Origin of the sequence: Enterobacter cloacae complex sp. R_G8, from assembly GCF_024599795.1 — a bacterium.
Lineage (GTDB): Bacteria > Pseudomonadota > Gammaproteobacteria > Enterobacterales > Enterobacteriaceae > Enterobacter > Enterobacter dissolvens.
The window spans coordinates 2,252,799-2,270,391 of the sequence record NZ_CP102246.1 but is presented as its reverse complement, the minus strand read 5'-3'; the positions used below and the strand labels follow the sequence as shown (position 1 = coordinate 2,270,391).

General features: G+C 54.5%; 16 protein-coding genes and 1 pseudogene. 6 read left to right on the top strand and 11 right to left on the bottom strand.

Features of this window, described 5'->3' with window-relative positions; all coding sequences use genetic code 11:
- Positions 1–29: 29 nt before the first annotated feature.
- From sirB1 to hemA, 5 genes and pseudogenes are all read right to left on the bottom strand, one after another.
- Positions 30–839 carry an invasion regulator SirB1 gene (sirB1, locus tag NQ842_RS10760; RefSeq protein ID WP_013096236.1) on the bottom strand — a complete coding sequence of 270 codons (810 nt, stop codon included), beginning with the start codon at positions 837–839 and terminating at the stop codon, positions 30–32.
- A 14-nt stretch (positions 840–853) separates the two neighbouring features.
- Positions 854–967, bottom strand: a pseudogene (locus tag NQ842_RS10755) (siroheme synthase); the annotation flags it as partial.
- 5 nt (positions 968–972) lie between these two features.
- Complete coding sequence (gene prmC, locus NQ842_RS10750; protein WP_196372494.1) at positions 973–1,803, bottom strand: peptide chain release factor N(5)-glutamine methyltransferase; 831 nt, start codon at positions 1,801–1,803, stop codon at positions 973–975.
- Positions 1,803–2,885: a peptide chain release factor 1 gene (gene prfA, locus NQ842_RS10745; RefSeq protein WP_046887686.1), complete on the bottom strand. Its 1,083-nt coding sequence runs from the start codon at positions 2,883–2,885 to the stop codon at positions 1,803–1,805. Before prfA ends, prmC begins: the two co-directional genes overlap by 1 nt.
- 41 nt (positions 2,886–2,926) lie before the next feature.
- On the bottom strand, positions 2,927–4,183 hold the full coding sequence (hemA, locus tag NQ842_RS10740; RefSeq protein WP_257256827.1) for a glutamyl-tRNA reductase: 1,257 nt from the start codon (positions 4,181–4,183) through the stop codon (positions 2,927–2,929).
- A gap of 201 nt (positions 4,184–4,384) precedes the next feature.
- Here hemA and lolB point away from each other — a divergent pair, with 201 nt between their 5' ends.
- From lolB to dauA, 4 genes are all read left to right on the top strand, one after another.
- Complete coding sequence (gene lolB, locus NQ842_RS10735) at positions 4,385–4,996, top strand: lipoprotein insertase outer membrane protein LolB (RefSeq protein ID WP_013096231.1); 612 nt, start codon at positions 4,385–4,387, stop codon at positions 4,994–4,996.
- On the top strand, positions 4,993–5,862 hold the full coding sequence (gene ispE, locus NQ842_RS10730) for a 4-(cytidine 5'-diphospho)-2-C-methyl-D-erythritol kinase (protein WP_047361550.1): 870 nt from the start codon (positions 4,993–4,995) through the stop codon (positions 5,860–5,862). Before lolB ends, ispE begins: the two co-directional genes overlap by 4 nt.
- Positions 5,863–5,989: 127 nt before the next feature.
- Positions 5,990–6,937, top strand: a complete 948-nt coding sequence (prs, locus tag NQ842_RS10725; protein ID WP_003856663.1) for a ribose-phosphate diphosphokinase — start codon at positions 5,990–5,992, stop codon at positions 6,935–6,937.
- Positions 6,938–7,061: 124 nt separating this feature from the next.
- Entirely contained in the window at positions 7,062–8,741 is a 1,680-nt protein-coding gene (gene dauA, locus NQ842_RS10720) for a C4-dicarboxylic acid transporter DauA (protein ID WP_128310440.1), read from the top strand.
- Here the strand turns inward: dauA and NQ842_RS10715 are convergent.
- Positions 8,727–9,785 (bottom strand): MerR family transcriptional regulator, encoded by a 1,059-nt coding sequence (locus tag NQ842_RS10715; protein ID WP_257256826.1) that lies wholly within the window; start codon positions 9,783–9,785, stop codon positions 8,727–8,729. The two genes, dauA and NQ842_RS10715, sit on opposite strands and share 15 nt — an antisense overlap.
- A gap of 124 nt (positions 9,786–9,909) precedes the next feature.
- Positions 9,910–10,185, bottom strand: coding sequence for a stress-induced protein YchH (ychH, locus tag NQ842_RS10710; protein WP_013096227.1), 276 nt, complete (start codon positions 10,183–10,185; stop codon positions 9,910–9,912).
- A gap of 273 nt (positions 10,186–10,458) precedes the next feature.
- On the opposite strand from ychH, the gene pth reads away from it, so the two are divergent.
- Together pth and ychF are read left to right on the top strand one after the other, a co-directional pair.
- On the top strand, positions 10,459–11,043 hold the full coding sequence (gene pth / locus NQ842_RS10705; protein ID WP_013096226.1) for an aminoacyl-tRNA hydrolase: 585 nt from the start codon (positions 10,459–10,461) through the stop codon (positions 11,041–11,043).
- A gap of 126 nt (positions 11,044–11,169) precedes the next feature.
- The gene (gene ychF, locus NQ842_RS10700) at positions 11,170–12,261 is read left to right on the top strand and encodes a redox-regulated ATPase YchF (RefSeq protein ID WP_257256825.1); all 1,092 of its coding nucleotides are present in this window, start codon (positions 11,170–11,172) and stop codon (positions 12,259–12,261) included.
- Positions 12,262–12,396: 135 nt separating this feature from the next.
- On the opposite strand, the gene tri1 is transcribed toward ychF, so the two are convergent.
- The 4 genes from tri1 to NQ842_RS10680 are packed head-to-tail and all read right to left on the bottom strand — an operon-like array spanning position 12,397 to position 17,574.
- Positions 12,397–13,497 carry an ADP-ribosylarginine hydrolase Tri1 gene (gene tri1, locus NQ842_RS10695; RefSeq protein ID WP_257256824.1) on the bottom strand — a complete coding sequence of 367 codons (1,101 nt, stop codon included), beginning with the start codon at positions 13,495–13,497 and terminating at the stop codon, positions 12,397–12,399.
- On the bottom strand, positions 13,497–14,837 hold the full coding sequence (locus tag NQ842_RS10690; RefSeq protein ID WP_058680138.1) for a PAAR domain-containing protein: 1,341 nt from the start codon (positions 14,835–14,837) through the stop codon (positions 13,497–13,499). The genes tri1 and NQ842_RS10690 overlap by 1 nt, the downstream gene beginning before the upstream one ends.
- A gap of 2 nt (positions 14,838–14,839) precedes the next feature.
- The gene (locus NQ842_RS10685) at positions 14,840–15,634 is read right to left on the bottom strand and encodes a DcrB-related protein (protein ID WP_062857075.1); all 795 of its coding nucleotides are present in this window, start codon (positions 15,632–15,634) and stop codon (positions 14,840–14,842) included.
- 11 nt (positions 15,635–15,645) lie between these two features.
- Positions 15,646–17,574 carry a type VI secretion system Vgr family protein gene (locus NQ842_RS10680; protein WP_038419859.1) on the bottom strand — a complete coding sequence of 643 codons (1,929 nt, stop codon included), beginning with the start codon at positions 17,572–17,574 and terminating at the stop codon, positions 15,646–15,648.
- Positions 17,575–17,593: the final 19 nt, after the last annotated feature.

Genomic DNA, 17,593 nt, shown 5'->3' with positions numbered 1-17,593 from the left:
CCTTATTTAAGTGTGAATCGGAATTAAGATTAATGCAGTGTAATTTGTTTGTGCGAGATCGCGTTGATCTGCGCGCGGATCATTTCGCTGATCGGATCTTCCGGGCATTGCTCGACGAAATAGCTTAAATCGTTCAGCGCCACATGCTCACAGTCGAGCTGGGCATAAATCAGCCCGCGGTCGCGAATTTCGTACGGATCTTCCGGATTAAACTGCAGCAGCACTTCGCTGGCGCGCAAGGCCAGCTCCATCTGCCGCTCTTCCATCAGCGCAGATTTCAGCGTATCCAGCAGCTTGCGAATAACCTCGGCGTTATCGGCCTCGTCGAGATCTTCGTTAAAGAGCTCGGCCACCGGGCTGATATTACCTTTCAGCCAGACATCCAGCGTATGTTCATCCAGCGTATCGCCGTTAAACGGATTGATTAACCACATCTCCCCGTCCAGCCACTCGGCACGCAGGATCATCTGCGTCGGGAAAATGACCGGCACCAGTGGAATATCCAGACGGTGCGCGATCCACAGCAAAATAGAGCCCAGCGCAACGGCGCTGCCCTGACGATTTTTTAAGACCTGGTCCAGCCATAATGCGTCAGACAGGCGATACACGCCACGCGTGTCGCAGAAACCCCACTCGCCGTAGAAAAGCTCCAGCAGCTTTTCCAGTTGCCAGTCCTGCGGACGCGCCTGATTGATCTCTTCGCGCGCCAGGCTGACCAGACTCTCCAGCTCATCGTAGACATACTGCGACGTGAAATCGTCGCGAATCATCTCCGAAATCAGGATCATGCCATCGCAGAGCGGCACTTTATTAAATTCGAAATCGGCTAAGGACCTCATGACTTACCCCAGTAACGACTGCGCGTACAACGACGTCCAGACGCGATAAAACCCAAAACGATGTAGATGATAACGCCAAACGGCCTCTCAGTCAGCCATGTGCCTTTATCCGTAAATGGCAGATAGCCCGAATTCATGACCACTGTCCCAGCGTCAGACGGTCGTTGCCGCCGTAGTCGCGACAGGTTTCGACGGCGTGGAAACCCGCGTCAGTGAATAACGCACGCACGGCTTCCCCTTGCGTCCAGCCATGCTCCACCAGCAGCCATCCGCCGGGCAGGAGGTGTTGTCGTGACGTTGTCACAATGTGTTCCAGATCGGCCAGTCCAGCATTGCCCGCGACCAGCGCCGTCAACGGTTCAAAGCGAACATCGCCCTGCGCCAGGTGCGGGTCGTGTTCGTCGATATAAGGAGGATTACTGACAATCATCCCGAAGGAGTGGCCTGCCAGCGCGCTAAACCAGCTGCTCTGCAGCACCGTCACGTTATGACGTTCGAGACGTGCCACGTTACGCTTCGCCAGCGCCACGGCATCGGGCATCACATCAACGGCCGTGACGTCACAGTCCGGACGTTCGCTGGCCAGCGCCAGCGCAATCGCGCCAGTGCCGGTACCAAGATCGAGGATTTGGCAGGGTTCCGCCGGTAACCGTTCCAGCGCCTGTTCGACCAGGCATTCGGTGTCCGGACGCGGGATCAGAGTGGCCGCGGAGACGTAAAGCGGTAATGACCAGAATTCACGCTCCCCGACCAGATGCGCCACCGGCTCGCCGGCTTGACGTCGGGCAAGCAGCGCGGCCAGTTGCGCCTCCTGCCCTGCGGTCAGTTCGGTTTCACCGAAGGCCAGCAGATACGTGCGGGCTTTACCCGTCACATATTCCAGCAAAATTTCGGCGTCGCGCTTCGGGCTTTCACTGTCAGAGAGCGCGCCGGTGGCCTGGCGTAACCAGCTCTGAAAATCCATTATTCCTGCTCGGACAGCGCCGCCAGCTGGTCGGCCTGGTATTCCTGCACGATAGGCTCAATCAGCATATCGAGCTTGCCTTCCATCACTTCATCCAGACGGTATAACGTCAGGTTGATGCGGTGGTCGGTCACGCGGCCCTGCGGGAAGTTGTAGGTGCGGTTACGATCGCTACGATCGCCGCTGCCCAGCAGGTTACGACGGGTTGACGCTTCTGCCTGCTGGCGTTTGGCCATTTCCGCCGCGTGGATACGCGCGCCCAGCACGGACAGCGCTTTGGCTTTGTTTTTGTGCTGAGAACGTTCGTCCTGACACTCCACCACAATGCCGGTTGGCAGGTGGGTAATACGGATGGCGGAGTCGGTGGTGTTAACGTGCTGACCGCCCGCCCCGGAGGAACGGAAGGTATCGATGCGCAGATCGGCCGGGTTGATGTCCGGCAGTTCCGCTTCCGGCAGCTCCGGCATCACCGCCACCGTACAGGCTGAAGTGTGAATGCGACCCTGGGATTCAGTAGCCGGCACGCGCTGCACGCGATGGCCGCCGGATTCAAACTTAAGACGGCCGTACACGCCGTCGCCGCTGATCTTGGCGATAACCTCTTTGTAGCCGCCATGCTCGCCTTCGTTGGCGCTCATGATCTCCACGCGCCAGCGACGCGATTCGGCGTAACGGCTGTACATGCGGAACAGGTCTCCGGCGAACAGTGCCGCCTCATCACCGCCCGTTCCGGCGCGGACTTCCACAAATGCGTTACGCTCATCATCCGGATCTTTCGGCAGCAGGAGTACCTGCAGCTGTTGCTCCATCTCTTCTGAACGCGCTTTGGCATCCTGCAGCTCTTCCTGCGCCATTTCACGCATTTCAGGGTCGTCGAGCATCATCTGCGCGGTTTCGATATCTTCCTGAACCTGTTGCCAGTCGGTAAAGCATTTTGAAACATCACTTAACTGCGCATATTCACGCGACAGTGCGCGAAAACGTTCCTGGTCCGCAATTGTCCCGGCATCGCCGAGCAGCGCCTGAACTTCTTCATGGCGCTCGTGCAGAGCTTCCAGTTTAGCGACGATAGAAGGCTTCATAGGCGTAAGTGCCCCTTGTAATAGAAAATGGGTATAGGGCGCTATTCCAGCCCGAGGCTGTTGCGCAGAATAGTCAGGCGTTCATCGTCCCCGTCACGGGCAGCCTGCTGAAGTGATTTGGTTGGTGCATGGATCAGGCGATTCGTCAGTTTCCAGGCCAGATCCTGCATAATAGCGTGCGCGTCGCCGCCCTGCTCCAGAGCCGCTAACGCTTTGGCAGTCAGGTCATCACGCACCTGCTCCGCCTGACCGCGATATTCGCGGATGGTCTCGCTGACGCTTTGCGCGCGCAGCCAGGCCATAAACTCACTGGTTTCCTGCTCGACGATGGTTTCCGCCTGCACCGCTGCCGCTTTACGCTGGGCAAGGTTGTGCGAAATGATGCTTTGCAGGTCATCCACGCTGTAGAGATAGGCGTTAGCCAGTTTGCCAACCTCCGGCTCGACATCACGCGGAACGGCGATATCCACCAGCAGCATTGGCTGATTACGACGGGATTTCAGCGCGCGCTCTACCATCCCTTTACCGATAATCGGCAGCGGGCTGGCCGTCGAGCTAATGATGATGTCCGCCTCTTTCAGGCGTTCGTCGATCTCGCTCAGCGCAATCACCTCGGCCCCGACTCCGTCTGCCAGTACCTGCGCACGTTCGCGGGTACGGTTGGCGATAACCATCTTTTTCACTTTATGCTCGCGCAGATGGCGCGCCACAAGCTCAATGGTTTCGCCCGCGCCGACCAGCATGACGGTGACGGTCGACAGGGATTCGAAGATTTGACGTGCAAGGGTACAGGCCGCGAACGCAACAGAAACCGCACTGGCACCAATGTCGGTTTCTGTTCGCACACGCTTCGCCACGGAGAAAGACTTCTGGAACATACGCTCCAGCTCGCTGGCTTTCAGATGCCCTTTTTGCGAATCGGCAAACGCTTTTTTAACCTGGCCGAGAATTTGCGGCTCTCCCAGTACCAGCGAATCCAGACCGCTCGCGACACGCATAAGATGGCTCACCGCATCGTTATCCTGATGCCAGTAAAGACTCTTACGCAGCTCGTCTTCGTTGAGATTGTGGTAGTCGCATAACCAACGGATCAGCGCTTCATGCAGGTTATCCTGCTCTTCCACGCTTAAGTAAAGCTCGGTACGGTTGCACGTCGAGAGCACCACGCCGCCCTGCACCATCGGTTGTGCAAGCAGACTATCCAGCGCCAGGTCGAGCGTATCAGGCGAAAACGTGACGCGTTCTCGCAGCGAAACCGGGGCGGTTTTGTGGTTAATGCCGAGTGCTAATAGGGTCATGTTGAGCGGGAGTAGTACCAGCGTTAATAAGGTTAGCCAGACGCATCATACAGGATGCGCGAGATCAATAAAAGAGACTGCCCCCTTTCGGAGTAATAGGTTACTCAACGCTTTGAGATAATTTGAACGTAGACGGTGACACCCTTCGACGCTAGCATTAACAGTTATAACTGCAACGTATCTCAAGGATTTGTCCTCATTATGACCCGACTGATTCGCCTGCTGCCGCTGGCAGCACTGGTTCTGACCGCATGTTCCGTCACTCAACCAAAAGGCCCGGGCAAAAGCCCTGACTCACCACAGTGGCGTCAGCACCAGCAGGACGTACGTAATTTAAGCCAGTACCAGACCCGCGGCGCGTTTGCTTATCTCTCTGACGAACAAAAGGTTTATGCCCGCTTCTTCTGGCAACAAACGGGGCAGGATAACTACCGCCTGCTGCTGCTGAACCCGTTGGGCAGCACCGAGCTGGAACTCAACGCTAAGCCGGGTGAAGCGCAGATCACCGATAACAAAGGCCAGCACTACACCGCCACCGACGCGGAAGAGATGATTGGCAAACTGACCGGAATGCCTATCCCGCTGAACAGCCTGCGCCAGTGGATCCTGGGCCTGCCGGGTGACGCCACCGACTACACCCTGGACGATCAGTATCGTCTGAGCCAGGTGAACTACACGCAGAACGGTAAAACCTGGAAAGTGGTGTACAGCGCCTATGACAGCAACAGTAAACCATCGCTGCCATCGAATATGGAGCTGACACAGGGTAGCCAGCGCATCAAGCTGAAAATGGACAACTGGATCGTTAAATGATGACCCACTGGCCCTCTCCGGCAAAACTTAACCTGTTTTTATATATCACCGGACAACGTGCTGACGGGTATCACACCCTGCAGACGCTGTTTCAGTTTATCGATTATGGCGACACGCTCTCTATTGAGCTGCGTCAGGACGGGCAGATTTGTCTGTTGACGCCGGTGGAAGGCGTGGAGCATGAGGATAACCTGATCGTGCGCGCCGCGCGTCTGCTGATGAGCGCAGCGGCTGACGCCGGGCGCTTGCCCGCCGGGAGCGGTGCGGATATTCGCGTTGAGAAGCGTCTGCCGATGGGCGGTGGGCTGGGTGGCGGTTCATCCAATGCCGCGACCGTCCTAGTCGCCCTGAATCATCTCTGGGGCTGCGGGTTGTCGACGGATGAACTGGCCGCGTTAGGGTTAACGCTCGGGGCGGATGTCCCGGTGTTTGTACGCGGTCATGCTGCATTTGCTGAGGGGGTGGGTGAAATCCTCTCCCCGGTTGAACCGCCGGAAAAATGGTACCTCGTTGCCCATCCGGGCGTCAGCATTCCGACCCCGGTTATCTTTAAGGATCCTGACCTGCCACGCAATACCCCGGTGCGGTCAATAGAAACGTTATTAAATTGTGAATTCAGCAACGATTGCGAGGTTATCGCAAGAAAACGTTTTCGCGAGGTTGATGCGGCGCTTTCCTGGCTGTTAGAATACGCGCCGTCGCGCCTGACTGGTACAGGGGCCTGTGTCTTTGCTGAATTTGACACCGAATCCGCCGCTCGTCAGGTGCTTGAGCAAGCGCCGGTTTGGCTGCATGGTTTTGTAGCCCGCGGGATGAACATCTCCCCTCTACAGCAGACCATTCTGGCGCAGACTGAGTTTCGGTGACAACGTCACCCTGTTCCAGACGTTGCATCGCGCTCTTTAATACACCGCCTGGATAGCATTTCGCCTGGCCCCGCACAGTTTGCGGCGAGTGCTATCCACCACTGGACGCATGCCTGAGGTTCTTCTCGTGCCTGATATGAAGCTTTTTGCTGGTAACGCCACCCCGGAACTAGCACAACGTATTGCCAACCGCCTGTACACTTCCCTCGGCGACGCCGCTGTAGGTCGCTTTAGCGACGGCGAAGTCAGCGTACAAATTAACGAAAATGTACGCGGTGGTGATATTTTCATCATCCAGTCCACCTGTGCTCCAACGAACGACAACCTGATGGAATTGGTTGTTATGGTCGATGCCCTGCGCCGCGCTTCTGCAGGCCGTATCACTGCTGTAATCCCTTACTTTGGCTATGCCCGCCAGGACCGTCGCGTCCGTTCCGCGCGTGTGCCAATCACCGCTAAAGTTGTCGCGGACTTCCTGTCCAGCGTTGGCGTTGACCGCGTACTGACCGTTGACCTGCACGCAGAGCAGATCCAGGGCTTCTTCGACGTCCCGGTTGATAACGTATTCGGCAGCCCAATCCTGCTGGAAGATATGCTGCAGCTGAACCTGGACAACCCGATTGTGGTGTCTCCGGACATCGGCGGCGTGGTACGTGCCCGTGCTATCGCTAAGCTGCTGAACGATACCGACATGGCAATCATCGACAAACGCCGTCCGCGCGCTAACGTTTCTCAGGTGATGCACATCATCGGTGACGTTGCTGGCCGTGACTGCGTGCTGGTTGACGACATGATCGATACCGGCGGTACGCTGTGTAAAGCCGCTGAAGCGCTGAAAGAGCGTGGTGCCAAGCGCGTGTTCGCGTACGCGACTCACCCGATCTTCTCCGGTAACGCGGTAAACAACCTCCGTAACTCCGTCATTGACGAAGTTGTGGTATGCGATACCATCCCACTGAGTGACGAGATCAAGGCGCTGCCAAACGTGCGTACCCTGACCCTGTCCGGGATGCTGGCCGAAGCGATTCGTCGTATCAGCAACGAAGAATCCATCTCTGCAATGTTCGAACACTAATCGAACACGGCCGAAAAACCCGCTGCGGCGGGTTTTTTTGTCTCTGGGTTTTATTTGTATGATTAATGCCTCCTTCACCTGCCATTCATATGACAGATGATGCGCATACGGATGATAGATAATTGTGAAAAACATCACTTCCTCACATGTTCTGCCCTTTCGCGCCCTCATCGACGCATGCTGGAAAGAGAAATACACCTCGTCACGCTTTATCCGTGACCTGATTGCCGGGATCACCGTTGGTATTATCGCCATTCCGTTGGCCATGGCGCTGGCAATTGGCAGCGGCGTGGCTCCACAGTATGGCCTGTATACCTCGGCCGTCGCCGGGATCGTGATTGCCCTCACGGGTGGTTCGCGTTTCAGCGTGTCCGGCCCTACCGCTGCTTTTGTGGTGATCCTCTATCCGGTATCACAGCAGTTTGGTCTGGCAGGCCTGCTGGTTGCCACGCTCATGTCTGGCCTCTTTTTGATTCTCTTTGGCCTGGCCCGCTTTGGCCGGCTGATTGAATATATTCCCCTTTCCGTAACGCTGGGATTCACCTCCGGGATCGGCATCACCATCGGAACGATGCAAATTAAAGATTTCCTGGGGCTGCAGATGCCTCACGTTCCTGAGCACTATCTGCAGAAAGTGGGAGCGCTGCTTATGGCTCTGCCCACGGCCAACCTGGGCGATGCCGCCATCGGGATCGTTACGCTGGGTACGCTCATCGTCTGGCCGCGCTTAGGCATTCGTCTGCCTGGACACCTGCCCGCGTTGCTGCTGGGCTGTGCGGTTATGGCCATCGTCAACATGTTTGGTGGTCATGTCGCCACCATCGGCTCACAGTTCCACTATATTCTGGCGGACGGTTCTCAGGGCAGCGGTATTCCTCAACTGTTACCACAACTGGTTCTTCCCTGGGACATGCCCGGCTCCAGCTTTACCTTAAGCTGGGATTCGCTGCGCGCACTGCTGCCCGCCGCCTTTTCAATGGCGATGCTGGGGGCGATTGAATCTCTGCTCTGCGCCGTGGTGCTTGATGGCATGACCGGTACCAAGCACAAAGCCAACAGCGAGCTGGTCGGCCAGGGCTTAGGTAACCTCATTGCTCCGTTCTTCGGCGGTATTACAGCCACCGCGGCTATCGCCCGTTCTGCGGCCAACGTGCGCGCGGGTGCAACCTCACCGGTTTCAGCGGTTATCCACTCCCTGCTGGTGATCCTCGCGTTGCTGATCCTCGCGCCGCTGCTCTCCTGGCTGCCGCTCTCCGCCATGGCCGCCCTGCTGCTGATGGTGGCCTGGAACATGAGCGAAGCGCATAAGGTGGTGAACCTGCTGCGTCGCGCACCGAAAGACGACATCATCGTCATGCTGATCTGTATGTCGCTGACCGTGCTCTTCGATATGGTGATCGCCATCAGCGTCGGCATCGTGCTGGCCTCCCTGCTGTTTATGCGCCGGATCGCGCAGATGACGCGCCTTTCCCCGGTAAACGTGGAGGTGCCTGATGATGTGCTGGTGCTGCGGGTGATCGGTCCGCTGTTCTTCGCTGCGGCGGAAGGCCTGTTCAGCGATCTGGAATCCCGCATTGCGGGCAAACGGATTGTGGTGCTGAAATGGGATGCCGTACCGGTGCTGGACGCCGGTGGGCTGGACGCCTTCCAGCGCTTTGTAAAACGTCTGCCGGAAGGCTGCGAGCTGCGGGTGAGTAATCTGGAATTTCAGCCGCTGCGCACTATGGCGCGCGCTGGCGTGCAGCCGATCCCTGGCCGCCTTGCCTTCTATCCCAACCGCGATGCCGCGTTAGCGGATCTGTGATTCATCTGATGCGGAGAAACGTCTCTGCATCATTATCCCTATCGCCTGCTGGAGCCATTCAAGCACAGCAGGCGTCATCCACGTCCCTTTCATCAGATGCGGCTCCTGCTGCATAGCAGCGCGAAACTTTTGCTGCGTCTCAGGGTTTGTTCCTGCGTATGACTGGAACAACGCCAGCCAGGTTTCAGCCAGCTTTTGCGCCTCGTCAGAGGCGGGATCGAGATTTTCCCGCTGCGCCTGGTGCAGCTTCGCCACCAGCGGCGGCCACTCCATCATGCGGTCAAAGTAGTGTTTCCGGGTAAAAGCCATCTCTTCGGCAGAGAGATACTTTTCCCAGATGGCCAGCTTCGATTCGGCAAACGCCCGCGTAATGTAGTCGGTCATATCTGCGGTGATGCCCGTTTGCTCACGCATTTGCGGTTCGACGCTGTGCATCTCGTTCAGCCGGGTGAGAAACTCCGGCTTGCCGGCAGTGTCCTGCTCCAGGCGCTCCATCCAGCGCGTCGCGAGATCCATCGCCCGCGGGTCAGAAACGGGTATGTGCTGTTCCAGCAGCGTGTTGGCCTCGGTAACCAGCCCTGACCAGACAGCCGCCAGCGCATCTTTCTGCACCGCAAACGGCAGTTGCTGTAACTCTTCTTTGCTAAACCAGCGATCGTACATATTCATTAACTCCAGAGTCTGTAGCCAGGATTCCAGATCGGGCGTTTCATCGCCGGTAAGCCCGGTGCGCAAGTCCACCAGCCTGTCACGCAGCGTGTTAATGCTGCGCAGCTGTTTATCCAGCAAACTGATTTGCGCATCGAGGAGTTCCGTTAACGAAAGCGACTCCTGCTCCAGAAAATCCCTGATTTCAGCAAGCTCCAGCCCCGCTTTTGCCAGTGCCTGAATCATATGCAAGCGCTGTACATCCGCCAGATTATAAAGCCGGTAACCTGCCGCGCTTCTGGCAGAAGGCAGCAATAACCCTGTTTGCTCATAGTGATGCAATGTGCGCACGGTGATCCCAGCGCGTTTTGCCAGTTCACCCACCTGAATCAACATAACTGCTCCTTTTATTTTGCCAGTGACGCCACTCTGGTGCCTTACGTTACGTGAGGGTCAACCCCTCAGGCAAAAAAAAACGACTCCATCTGGAGTCGTTTCAGTGTTCTTTATTCTATGCGCACTAGCTGTGCTTATGCTGGTCGCGGCGGCAGCGTTTGTCGTAATGGCGCACCCACCAGTATTTATCACACACTTCCTCATGACCGCTCACACGCGCCCCGGCGAGCCACAGTACCGCCCCCAGGAAGATGCTCAATACCGCACCATGCGCAAAGTATTGTGGGAGATCAAGCTGCGGCAATTGGTTTAAAATTGAATAACCCACACCGGCTACCATCACGAACAGCCCCAACCCCATCAGCACGTTACCGAGTAACGAAGCGTTTTTGCGTTTCATATGTCACCTCCGGAACTTTGGGTTGTAGGGAATAAGTCCCTATTCCTTGTGTGTAAAGTATAGACAACGCCCCTTTTATGAGTTGCGTCAATGATCACAATTACAGATTACTCCCAAACAAAAATTTACAAATAACGCATTGAACAGCTTGAAATTCTAATTGTTCAAATAAGTAATTATTCGTATTTCGCTGTTAAGGTCGCAGAATTTTGTCAAGCGGCGCGCCAGACAGTAAACTACGCGCCAGATCTGGAACCCATTAGGAATTGAATCGTGACGATTAAACTGATTGTCGGCCTCGCCAACCCAGGCGCAGAGTACGCTGCAACCCGCCACAATGCCGGGGCCTGGTACGTTGATCTGCTGGCCGAACGGTTACGTGCTCCCCTGCGTGAAGAACCAAAATTCTACGGGTATACCTCACGTATCAATCTCGCCGGTGCGGATGTGCGCCTGCTGGTGCCTACCACCTTTATGAACCTGAGCGGCAAGGCCGTGGCGGCAATGGCAACGTTTTATCGCATCAATCCGGATGAGATTCTGGTTGCTCACGATGAGCTGGACCTGCCGCCAGGCGTGGCAAAGTTTAAACTGGGCGGCGGCCATGGCGGACACAACGGTTTGAAAGATATCATCAGTAAGCTGGGTAATAACCCGAATTTTCACCGTTTGCGCGTAGGAATCGGCCATCCGGGCGATAAAAACAAAGTTGTTGGTTTTGTGCTGGGTAAGCCCCCGGTTTCTGAGCAGAAACTGATTGATGAGGCGGTAGACGAAGCGGCGCGCTGCACTGAAATCTGGCTCAAAGATGGGTTAACCAAAGCGACAAACCGCTTACATGCTTTCAAAGCGCAATAATCTGCCCGATACGGCATTTTTACCGCGCGGTAGGCGGGTTACGTGTATAATAGGCGTAGTTATTTACTTTTCATCAGTCGGTTATCGTTAACGGATTGATTATCAAGATATTAAGGTGATTTAGAAATGGGATTCAAATGCGGTATCGTCGGTCTGCCAAACGTGGGCAAATCCACCCTGTTTAACGCGCTTACCAAAGCGGGTATCGAAGCGGCGAACTTCCCGTTCTGTACCATCGAACCTAACACCGGCATTGTGCCAATGCCCGACCCGCGTCTGGACCAGCTCGCGGAAATCGTGAAGCCGCAGCGCATTCTGCCAACCACCATGGAGTTCGTGGACATCGCGGGCCTGGTGAAAGGTGCATCCAAAGGTGAAGGTCTGGGTAACCAGTTCCTGACCAACATCCGTGAAACCGAAGCGATCGGTCACGTGGTGCGTTGCTTCGAGAACGACAACATTATCCACGTAGCGGGCAAAGTAAACCCGGCGGAAGATATTGATGTAATCAATACCGAGCTGGCGCTGTCGGATCTGGATACCTGCGAACGTGCGATCCACCGTATCTCCAAGAAAGCCAAAGGTGGCGATAAAGACGCCAAAGCCGAATTAGCGGTGCTGGAAAAATGTCTGCCACAGCTGGAAAACGCAGGCATGCTGCGCTCACTGGACCTGAGCAAAGACGAGAAAGAGCTTATCCGCTACCTGAGCTTCCTGACGCTGAAGCCAACCATGTACATTGCCAACGTGAACGAAGACGGTTTTGAAAATAACCCGTACCTCGATCAGGTTCGTGCTATCGCCGAGAAAGAAGGTTCTGTCGTTGTTCCGGTTTGTGCCGCTGTAGAAGCCGATATCGCCGAGCTGGATGACGAAGAGCGTGACGAGTTCATGGCCGAGCTGGGTCTGGAAGAGCCGGGTCTGAACCGCGTTATCCGTGCAGGTTATGCCCTGCTCAACCTGCAGACCTACTTCACCGCTGGCGTGAAAGAAGTGCGTGCATGGACTATCCCTGTTGGCGCAACGGCTCCACAGGCTGCGGGCAAGATCCACACCGATTTCGAGAAAGGCTTCATCCGTGCGCAGACTATCGCGTTCGAAGACTTCATTACCTACAAGGGTGAGCAAGGCGCGAAAGAAGCTGGCAAGATGCGTGCTGAAGGGAAAGACTACATCGTTAAAGATGGCGATGTGATGAACTTCCTGTTTAACGTCTGAGTCGTTATGAATGAAAAAAATCCACGCTTTGGCGTGGATTTTTTTATTATTAGAAGTAATCGGCGGAATTATCTTTATATTATGGCTTTAGCGCCTAAATACACGGCACGGGAGAATAACCGTACTATGTTGTATTTATAAAAAAGTATCCTCGGGTGCCCTATCGAACAATTCACCTGCCATTTGGAAAATTCTATCGTGCTGGACCAGCTTGTTTTTCCACTCCAGCGGAATACCGGAATAACCATACAACGCACCTGCTATTTGTCCCGCCGTCGCCGCAACGCTGTCAGCGTCATCGGCAAGATTGGCAGCCAGCAGAATCGCATCCCGGAAATTATTAGTATTCCATACGGACCACATCGCGGCCTCAAGCGTATCGATTACATAACCACTTGAACGAATCTGATCGCGTTTTTTTTGCTTATACTCACCCGCGTTGATAATCATTACACGTGGTTGAAGCGGCATAACGTGCGGAGAAAAAACAAAATTTTTGTTGCTACCGTTAATCATATGCACAAGTAAATAACTTAAATACTGTGTGCTATTTATTGCTTCCGCGGCACCGTGTGTTGCGATACTTTGTTTTTTAGCTTCATAAAACGCTTTGCTTAATGATTTTCTAAAAAAAATAGAGACAGGTGCTTGTCTGATAATGGAAGCATTACCTGCAGTTTCTGGCGCAGTATTACCGCTCCACCCAGGACCAACAGTTAAATATTGCTCTAAAGCAAATCGAGTTGTATTACCTATATCAAAACAGATGCCATTTGAACTGTTATAACCATGCTGATACCATTCCAGAAGCTTATTCCTGAAGCATATAGTATCAGCATCACCTTTCTCAAGTAGAGTTTCCGCAAGACATAATGCCATGGATGTATCATCCGTCCATTCGCCTGCGCGGAGTCTAAATGGCCCACCACCTATCATATCCTTAACGTGTGCTCTGTCACGTGGTAGAAATTCAAGTGTGGTACCTACAGCATCTCCAACCGCAAGACCAATAAGCGCACCGACAGCACGATCCCGTGATTCCGCTAGTGAGATGTTACATGATGGTGTTACATCCCATTGTTTTTGAGCATCACTATTTGAGGATGATTCTAGGGGTTTATCATCATATGTATACTGCATCCTCCGCTGTACTGAAGCACTGCTAACGGGTAAGTATTGTCGATATTTATCCACGTACTTTAATAACGTATTTAAATCAGAGTGCAGATCGATCATTATAATTCCTTATACGTGAGCTCGGTTTTACCACCAGAATCAACGCGCTCAATAACTTCAAATTTGGTGCCAGGTTTAAAAAGTACTTCCGTTTCAGTTCCTTTATATTCGGAGAGAAAATCAATAGGCTTGCCCGTTTTACCATTAATCTTGATTGTGGTATCGCCGGAAAAAGGAACTTTCTGATCGGTACTCATAAATGCGGGATCAGAAACAACACGACCAACCTGGTTTTCCATTAGTACGTTTTCAGGTAACGTTGCCCCTCGGTATGTTATCCCCTCATAGGAAGGAAGCTTATCAAGAGCGTTGGTGGCATGATCCGCAAAAGCCTGAATTTCTGGTGTCAGTTCAGTCTGGCCTCTTAGCGCATTGTTAACCATCGGATAGCCTTCATTCGTAGTATAACCGTAAAGAGCCCCTACTTCATCATCGGTTAGCAGGGAGGAGAGTCGTTTATCCCCTTGTTCAGCAAGTTGTCTTCCCCTTGTTACCCAAGTATTTGCAAGGTCTTTACCTACAGCCTCGGATAAACTCATTTTCGGTTTATTTAAAACTGTAGCGCCTAATGGATTTGCTTCAACAGGTTTAACTGCCGGTATTTTACCAGCACGCCACGCATCAAACCGTGCCCCGCCCTTCATGCCAGCCCCGCCGCCGATAACGGAGCCGATTAGCATCCCCCATTTCTGACCGTCGCTACCTTCGCCAAAAAGCATCCCACCCGCGTAACTACCAATAGTTCCACCGCCCATTGCACCGAGAGTGCTCAGAAGTGCAATTGCCGGACTGGCCAGCACCGCCACCGCTCCGGCACCAACGGCGAGCATCGTCCAGTTTACCCATTCAGGAATTTCAGGACTTATTTCATCGGTCTGGACCTTGCCTCCACCAATGATAACATTACGCGAACCCTGGCTAATCTCAGCGCTGCATGTCAGCTTATCGCCAGTGCGAGAAGCAGGAAAGTTGTTGATGTAAACCTTTATCGAACCTTCGGCAACCCGTTGCAGGCTGCCGCTGTGTTCGTCACACTCTCCGGCCGATAGATGAGCGCGGATAGCCTTTCGGCTGTTGATAAAAACATTGGGCGAACCTTCTTTCAACGTACCCGTAGTGTGACGCGGTGCCCATGACATACTTCCCAGGACCTCACCCAAACCACCGGCAGCACACGCCCCTGCGGCGACAGCAGAAACGGCTACCAGAGCGGTCCCACCGGTAACAACAACGGCAGCTGCTCCCAGAATTGCCCCACCTACAAGCCCAGCGATCATCCATCCTTTTGAGGCTGTATGAGCAATCTCGTCATCTACACGTGCGGCCAGACATTCGGACATGACTATTTGGCTCTCTGCGCCATCAGATACTTGCGGATCTGATCTGTTGAGTTAAGGTCGTCAGAACCTGAGACCTGGCGGCAAACAGAAAGCTGTGAAACTAAGTGGTGGGATTTTTCTGCAGAAAGGGTCCACAGCGCGTAACGAAGAGGCTGACTGCCCGGGACAGGCGCAATACTTAAAGGTGCCCCCTGCTTATCAAAAAGTAAATAGTGTCCCTCTTTCGCCCGCTGAAGCGAAAGATGCCCGTAAAGCTCCTGAATGTTTTTAAACACGCTGAGTATCTTACTCTCGCTATCGAGTGCAAAAAATGGCCCCTCTGTGTTGGCCTCAAGCATATCTCTGGTTTCGGTCGGAGCTGGCTTATGGAACTTGATACTGCGGATAATTGCTTGATATTGATCGTGATAATAATCGCTAAACTCACCAGGACAGGTACCGATGTAACACACCATTTTTCGCCCAGCGGGATGCTCGTCCATTAAAATAATGGTCTGCTTCTGAAAAACGGTCGTACCATCATTTTTAAAATGATAAAAAAGCTCCGCAGCCGCGTGATTATCAACAGTGGTCATATGCGAGGACGTCAGGTTAAAATCTGGTACGGTAATTTCTAACTCACGCACCAGACGAGTTGCCACATCATGCACACTCTCATCTTTTTTTACACTGGCACGAGAAACAACGAAGGTAAACTCACTGGCACCATTTTCGCTCAGGGTAAATAAATTCATGGTTCTGTCTTTATATACATCTGGTAACGCCAGGGTAGCTTCCTGGAGAATATATTCAGCCATTTGAGTTACTCTTATTTGTTGGCATTAATAACAAAAAAACCATCCACTTCCTGCTGGATTGCCGTCTGGTGGGATGCCCCTGGCGCATCGATGGCATTGCTGCCATCAGCAGGGTTAAGATGCAGTTCCCCGGAAAGCGTGTTTATTTGTGCACTCTGTTTTGCGGTAAAGTTAAAGTTATTGCCAATGATATTCACGCTCCCGTCTTTTGATAATTCAATGGCGCTTTCACCACACTCCAGCCTCAACGTATTGCCCGCTGAAATAATAAAGTTATTAACAACTTTATCGCTGCGGCTGTTGCCCGTCAGGCAGACCACATCCCCTTTAACCCCTGCCTTCTGATTTTTTGCCACCCGTAAGGTTTCATCCTCTCCCACATATTGGGTTCGATTTTTTTCCGTGGCATGCGATTCATCATTTTTGACGTTGATATCGAGATTGCGCTCGGCCTGGAGCCACACCTGTTCCGCACCCGCCTTGTCCTCAAACCGCAGGGCGTTGGCATTATCCACGGAGCCATCTTTCGTGCGGCTCATAAAGCCCATCTGCGTCGCCGCCGCCGGCAGCGCCCACGGTGGCATGCTGGCATCGTTGTACACGCGCCCGGTGATAATCGGACGGTCCGGGTCACCGTTGATAAAGTCCACCACCACCTCATCGCCCACGCGCGGGATCTGCACCCCGCCGTAACCCTGGCCCGCCCAGGCGCTCGACACACGCACCCAGCAGGAGCTGGTGTCGTCCCCTTTTGCCAGACGGTCCCAGTGGAATTTCACCTTCACGCGGCCGTATTTGTCCGTCCAGATGCTTTCTCCCTGCGGCCCGACAACCTTCGCCGTCTGCGGGCCGTAGGTGCGCGGCCACGCCGTGGACTGCGCCGGACGGAACGACACCGACGCCGGGATAACCGTGAAATCGATACGGTGAATGGTCTCCCCTTCGCCGCTGGCATAGCGGTTCTCTTCCAGATGATACCCGGCCGCCGTCACCAGATAGTCACCGTTATCGCTGAAGAACGGTGCGTTGGTCAGGGTGAAGGTGTGGCCCGGCGCAATACCCGCCGCCGTGGCCGTGGCCTGAATCTGCTGATGCTCCACCTGCCAGCGCTCCTGGCGAATGCGGGCGTAGAACTCCGCATGCCCGGTCTCCACAAAGCGCCCAGGCCAGTCGTACACGTCAATGCTGCCCGGCTTCGGCGACGCCGGGTTCTGCTGCGCCTGGAACAGCCACGCGTTCGGCTTGCGGAAGTCGTAGTCGTCGAGGCTGTAAATGCCCGGCGTGACGCTGTCCTCCAGCGCCCACTGGCTGATGCCCTCTTCGTCCGTGCTACCGCCGGACGGCGTCTGGTGATAGGGGATGACCTCGTAACCGCTGAACGGCTGATGCTGCGTGGCGGCGTCGGTGAGCACCAGGGTGTGTTTGTCGGCCTCGTGGCTGAAGTAATACGCTATTCCCTCCAGCTCCATCAGGCGGCTGATAAAGTCGAGACTCGACTCCTGATACTGGACGCAGTAGTCCCACACCCGGTAGCTGCCGGTGAGCTTATCTTCCACGTTGACCTGATGCTCGCCCAGCAGGGTTTTCACAATCTGCGGCACCGTCTGCCCCTGGAAGATACGCAGGTTACGGTCGCGCTTCATCGGCCACAGGTCCGGCTCCACCGTCAGCTGATACACCGCATAGCGCGTTCCCGTCAGCTCAACGGCGCTCACCGCCACACGCGTGACTTTACCGTTGATGTAGCGCGGGGTAAGCAGGTTCTGGGTCGGGATGGTCACCGTGACCGGCTGGCCCAGCAGTTTGCTGCGGTCGATACGCGCATCCGTGCCGAGCAGGGTCAGCGTCAGGGCGAACGACTCGGACATCGCCTCGCGGCCGGAGAGTTTCCAGAAGAGCAGCCCCTCGACGGGGAGCTGGACGGTAATTCGGTTGAGCATAATCTGTATTCCGTAATGT

Coding starts and splice junctions, on each gene's coding strand:
- NQ842_RS10715 (WP_257256826.1), bottom strand. CDS start 9,785: ATGTTGATTCAGGTGGGTGAACTGGCAAAACGCGCTGGGATCACCGTG.
- lolB (WP_013096231.1), top strand. CDS start 4,385: ATGACCCGACTGATTCGCCTGCTGCCGCTGGCAGCACTGGTTCTGACC.
- ispE (WP_047361550.1), top strand. CDS start 4,993: ATGATGACCCACTGGCCCTCTCCGGCAAAACTTAACCTGTTTTTATAT.
- hemA (WP_257256827.1), bottom strand. CDS start 4,183: ATGACCCTATTAGCACTCGGCATTAACCACAAAACCGCCCCGGTTTCG.
- NQ842_RS10685 (WP_062857075.1), bottom strand. CDS start 15,634: ATGGCTGAATATATTCTCCAGGAAGCTACCCTGGCGTTACCAGATGTA.
- NQ842_RS10690 (WP_058680138.1), bottom strand. CDS start 14,837: ATGTCCGAATGTCTGGCCGCACGTGTAGATGACGAGATTGCTCATACA.
- prfA (WP_046887686.1), bottom strand. CDS start 2,885: ATGAAGCCTTCTATCGTCGCTAAACTGGAAGCTCTGCACGAGCGCCAT.
- ychF (WP_257256825.1), top strand. CDS start 11,170: ATGGGATTCAAATGCGGTATCGTCGGTCTGCCAAACGTGGGCAAATCC.
- tri1 (WP_257256824.1), bottom strand. CDS start 13,497: ATGATCGATCTGCACTCTGATTTAAATACGTTATTAAAGTACGTGGAT.
- NQ842_RS10680 (WP_038419859.1), bottom strand. CDS start 17,574: ATGCTCAACCGAATTACCGTCCAGCTCCCCGTCGAGGGGCTGCTCTTC.
- prmC (WP_196372494.1), bottom strand. CDS start 1,803: ATGGATTTTCAGAGCTGGTTACGCCAGGCCACCGGCGCGCTCTCTGAC.
- ychH (WP_013096227.1), bottom strand. CDS start 10,185: ATGAAACGCAAAAACGCTTCGTTACTCGGTAACGTGCTGATGGGGTTG.
- sirB1 (WP_013096236.1), bottom strand. CDS start 839: ATGAGGTCCTTAGCCGATTTCGAATTTAATAAAGTGCCGCTCTGCGAT.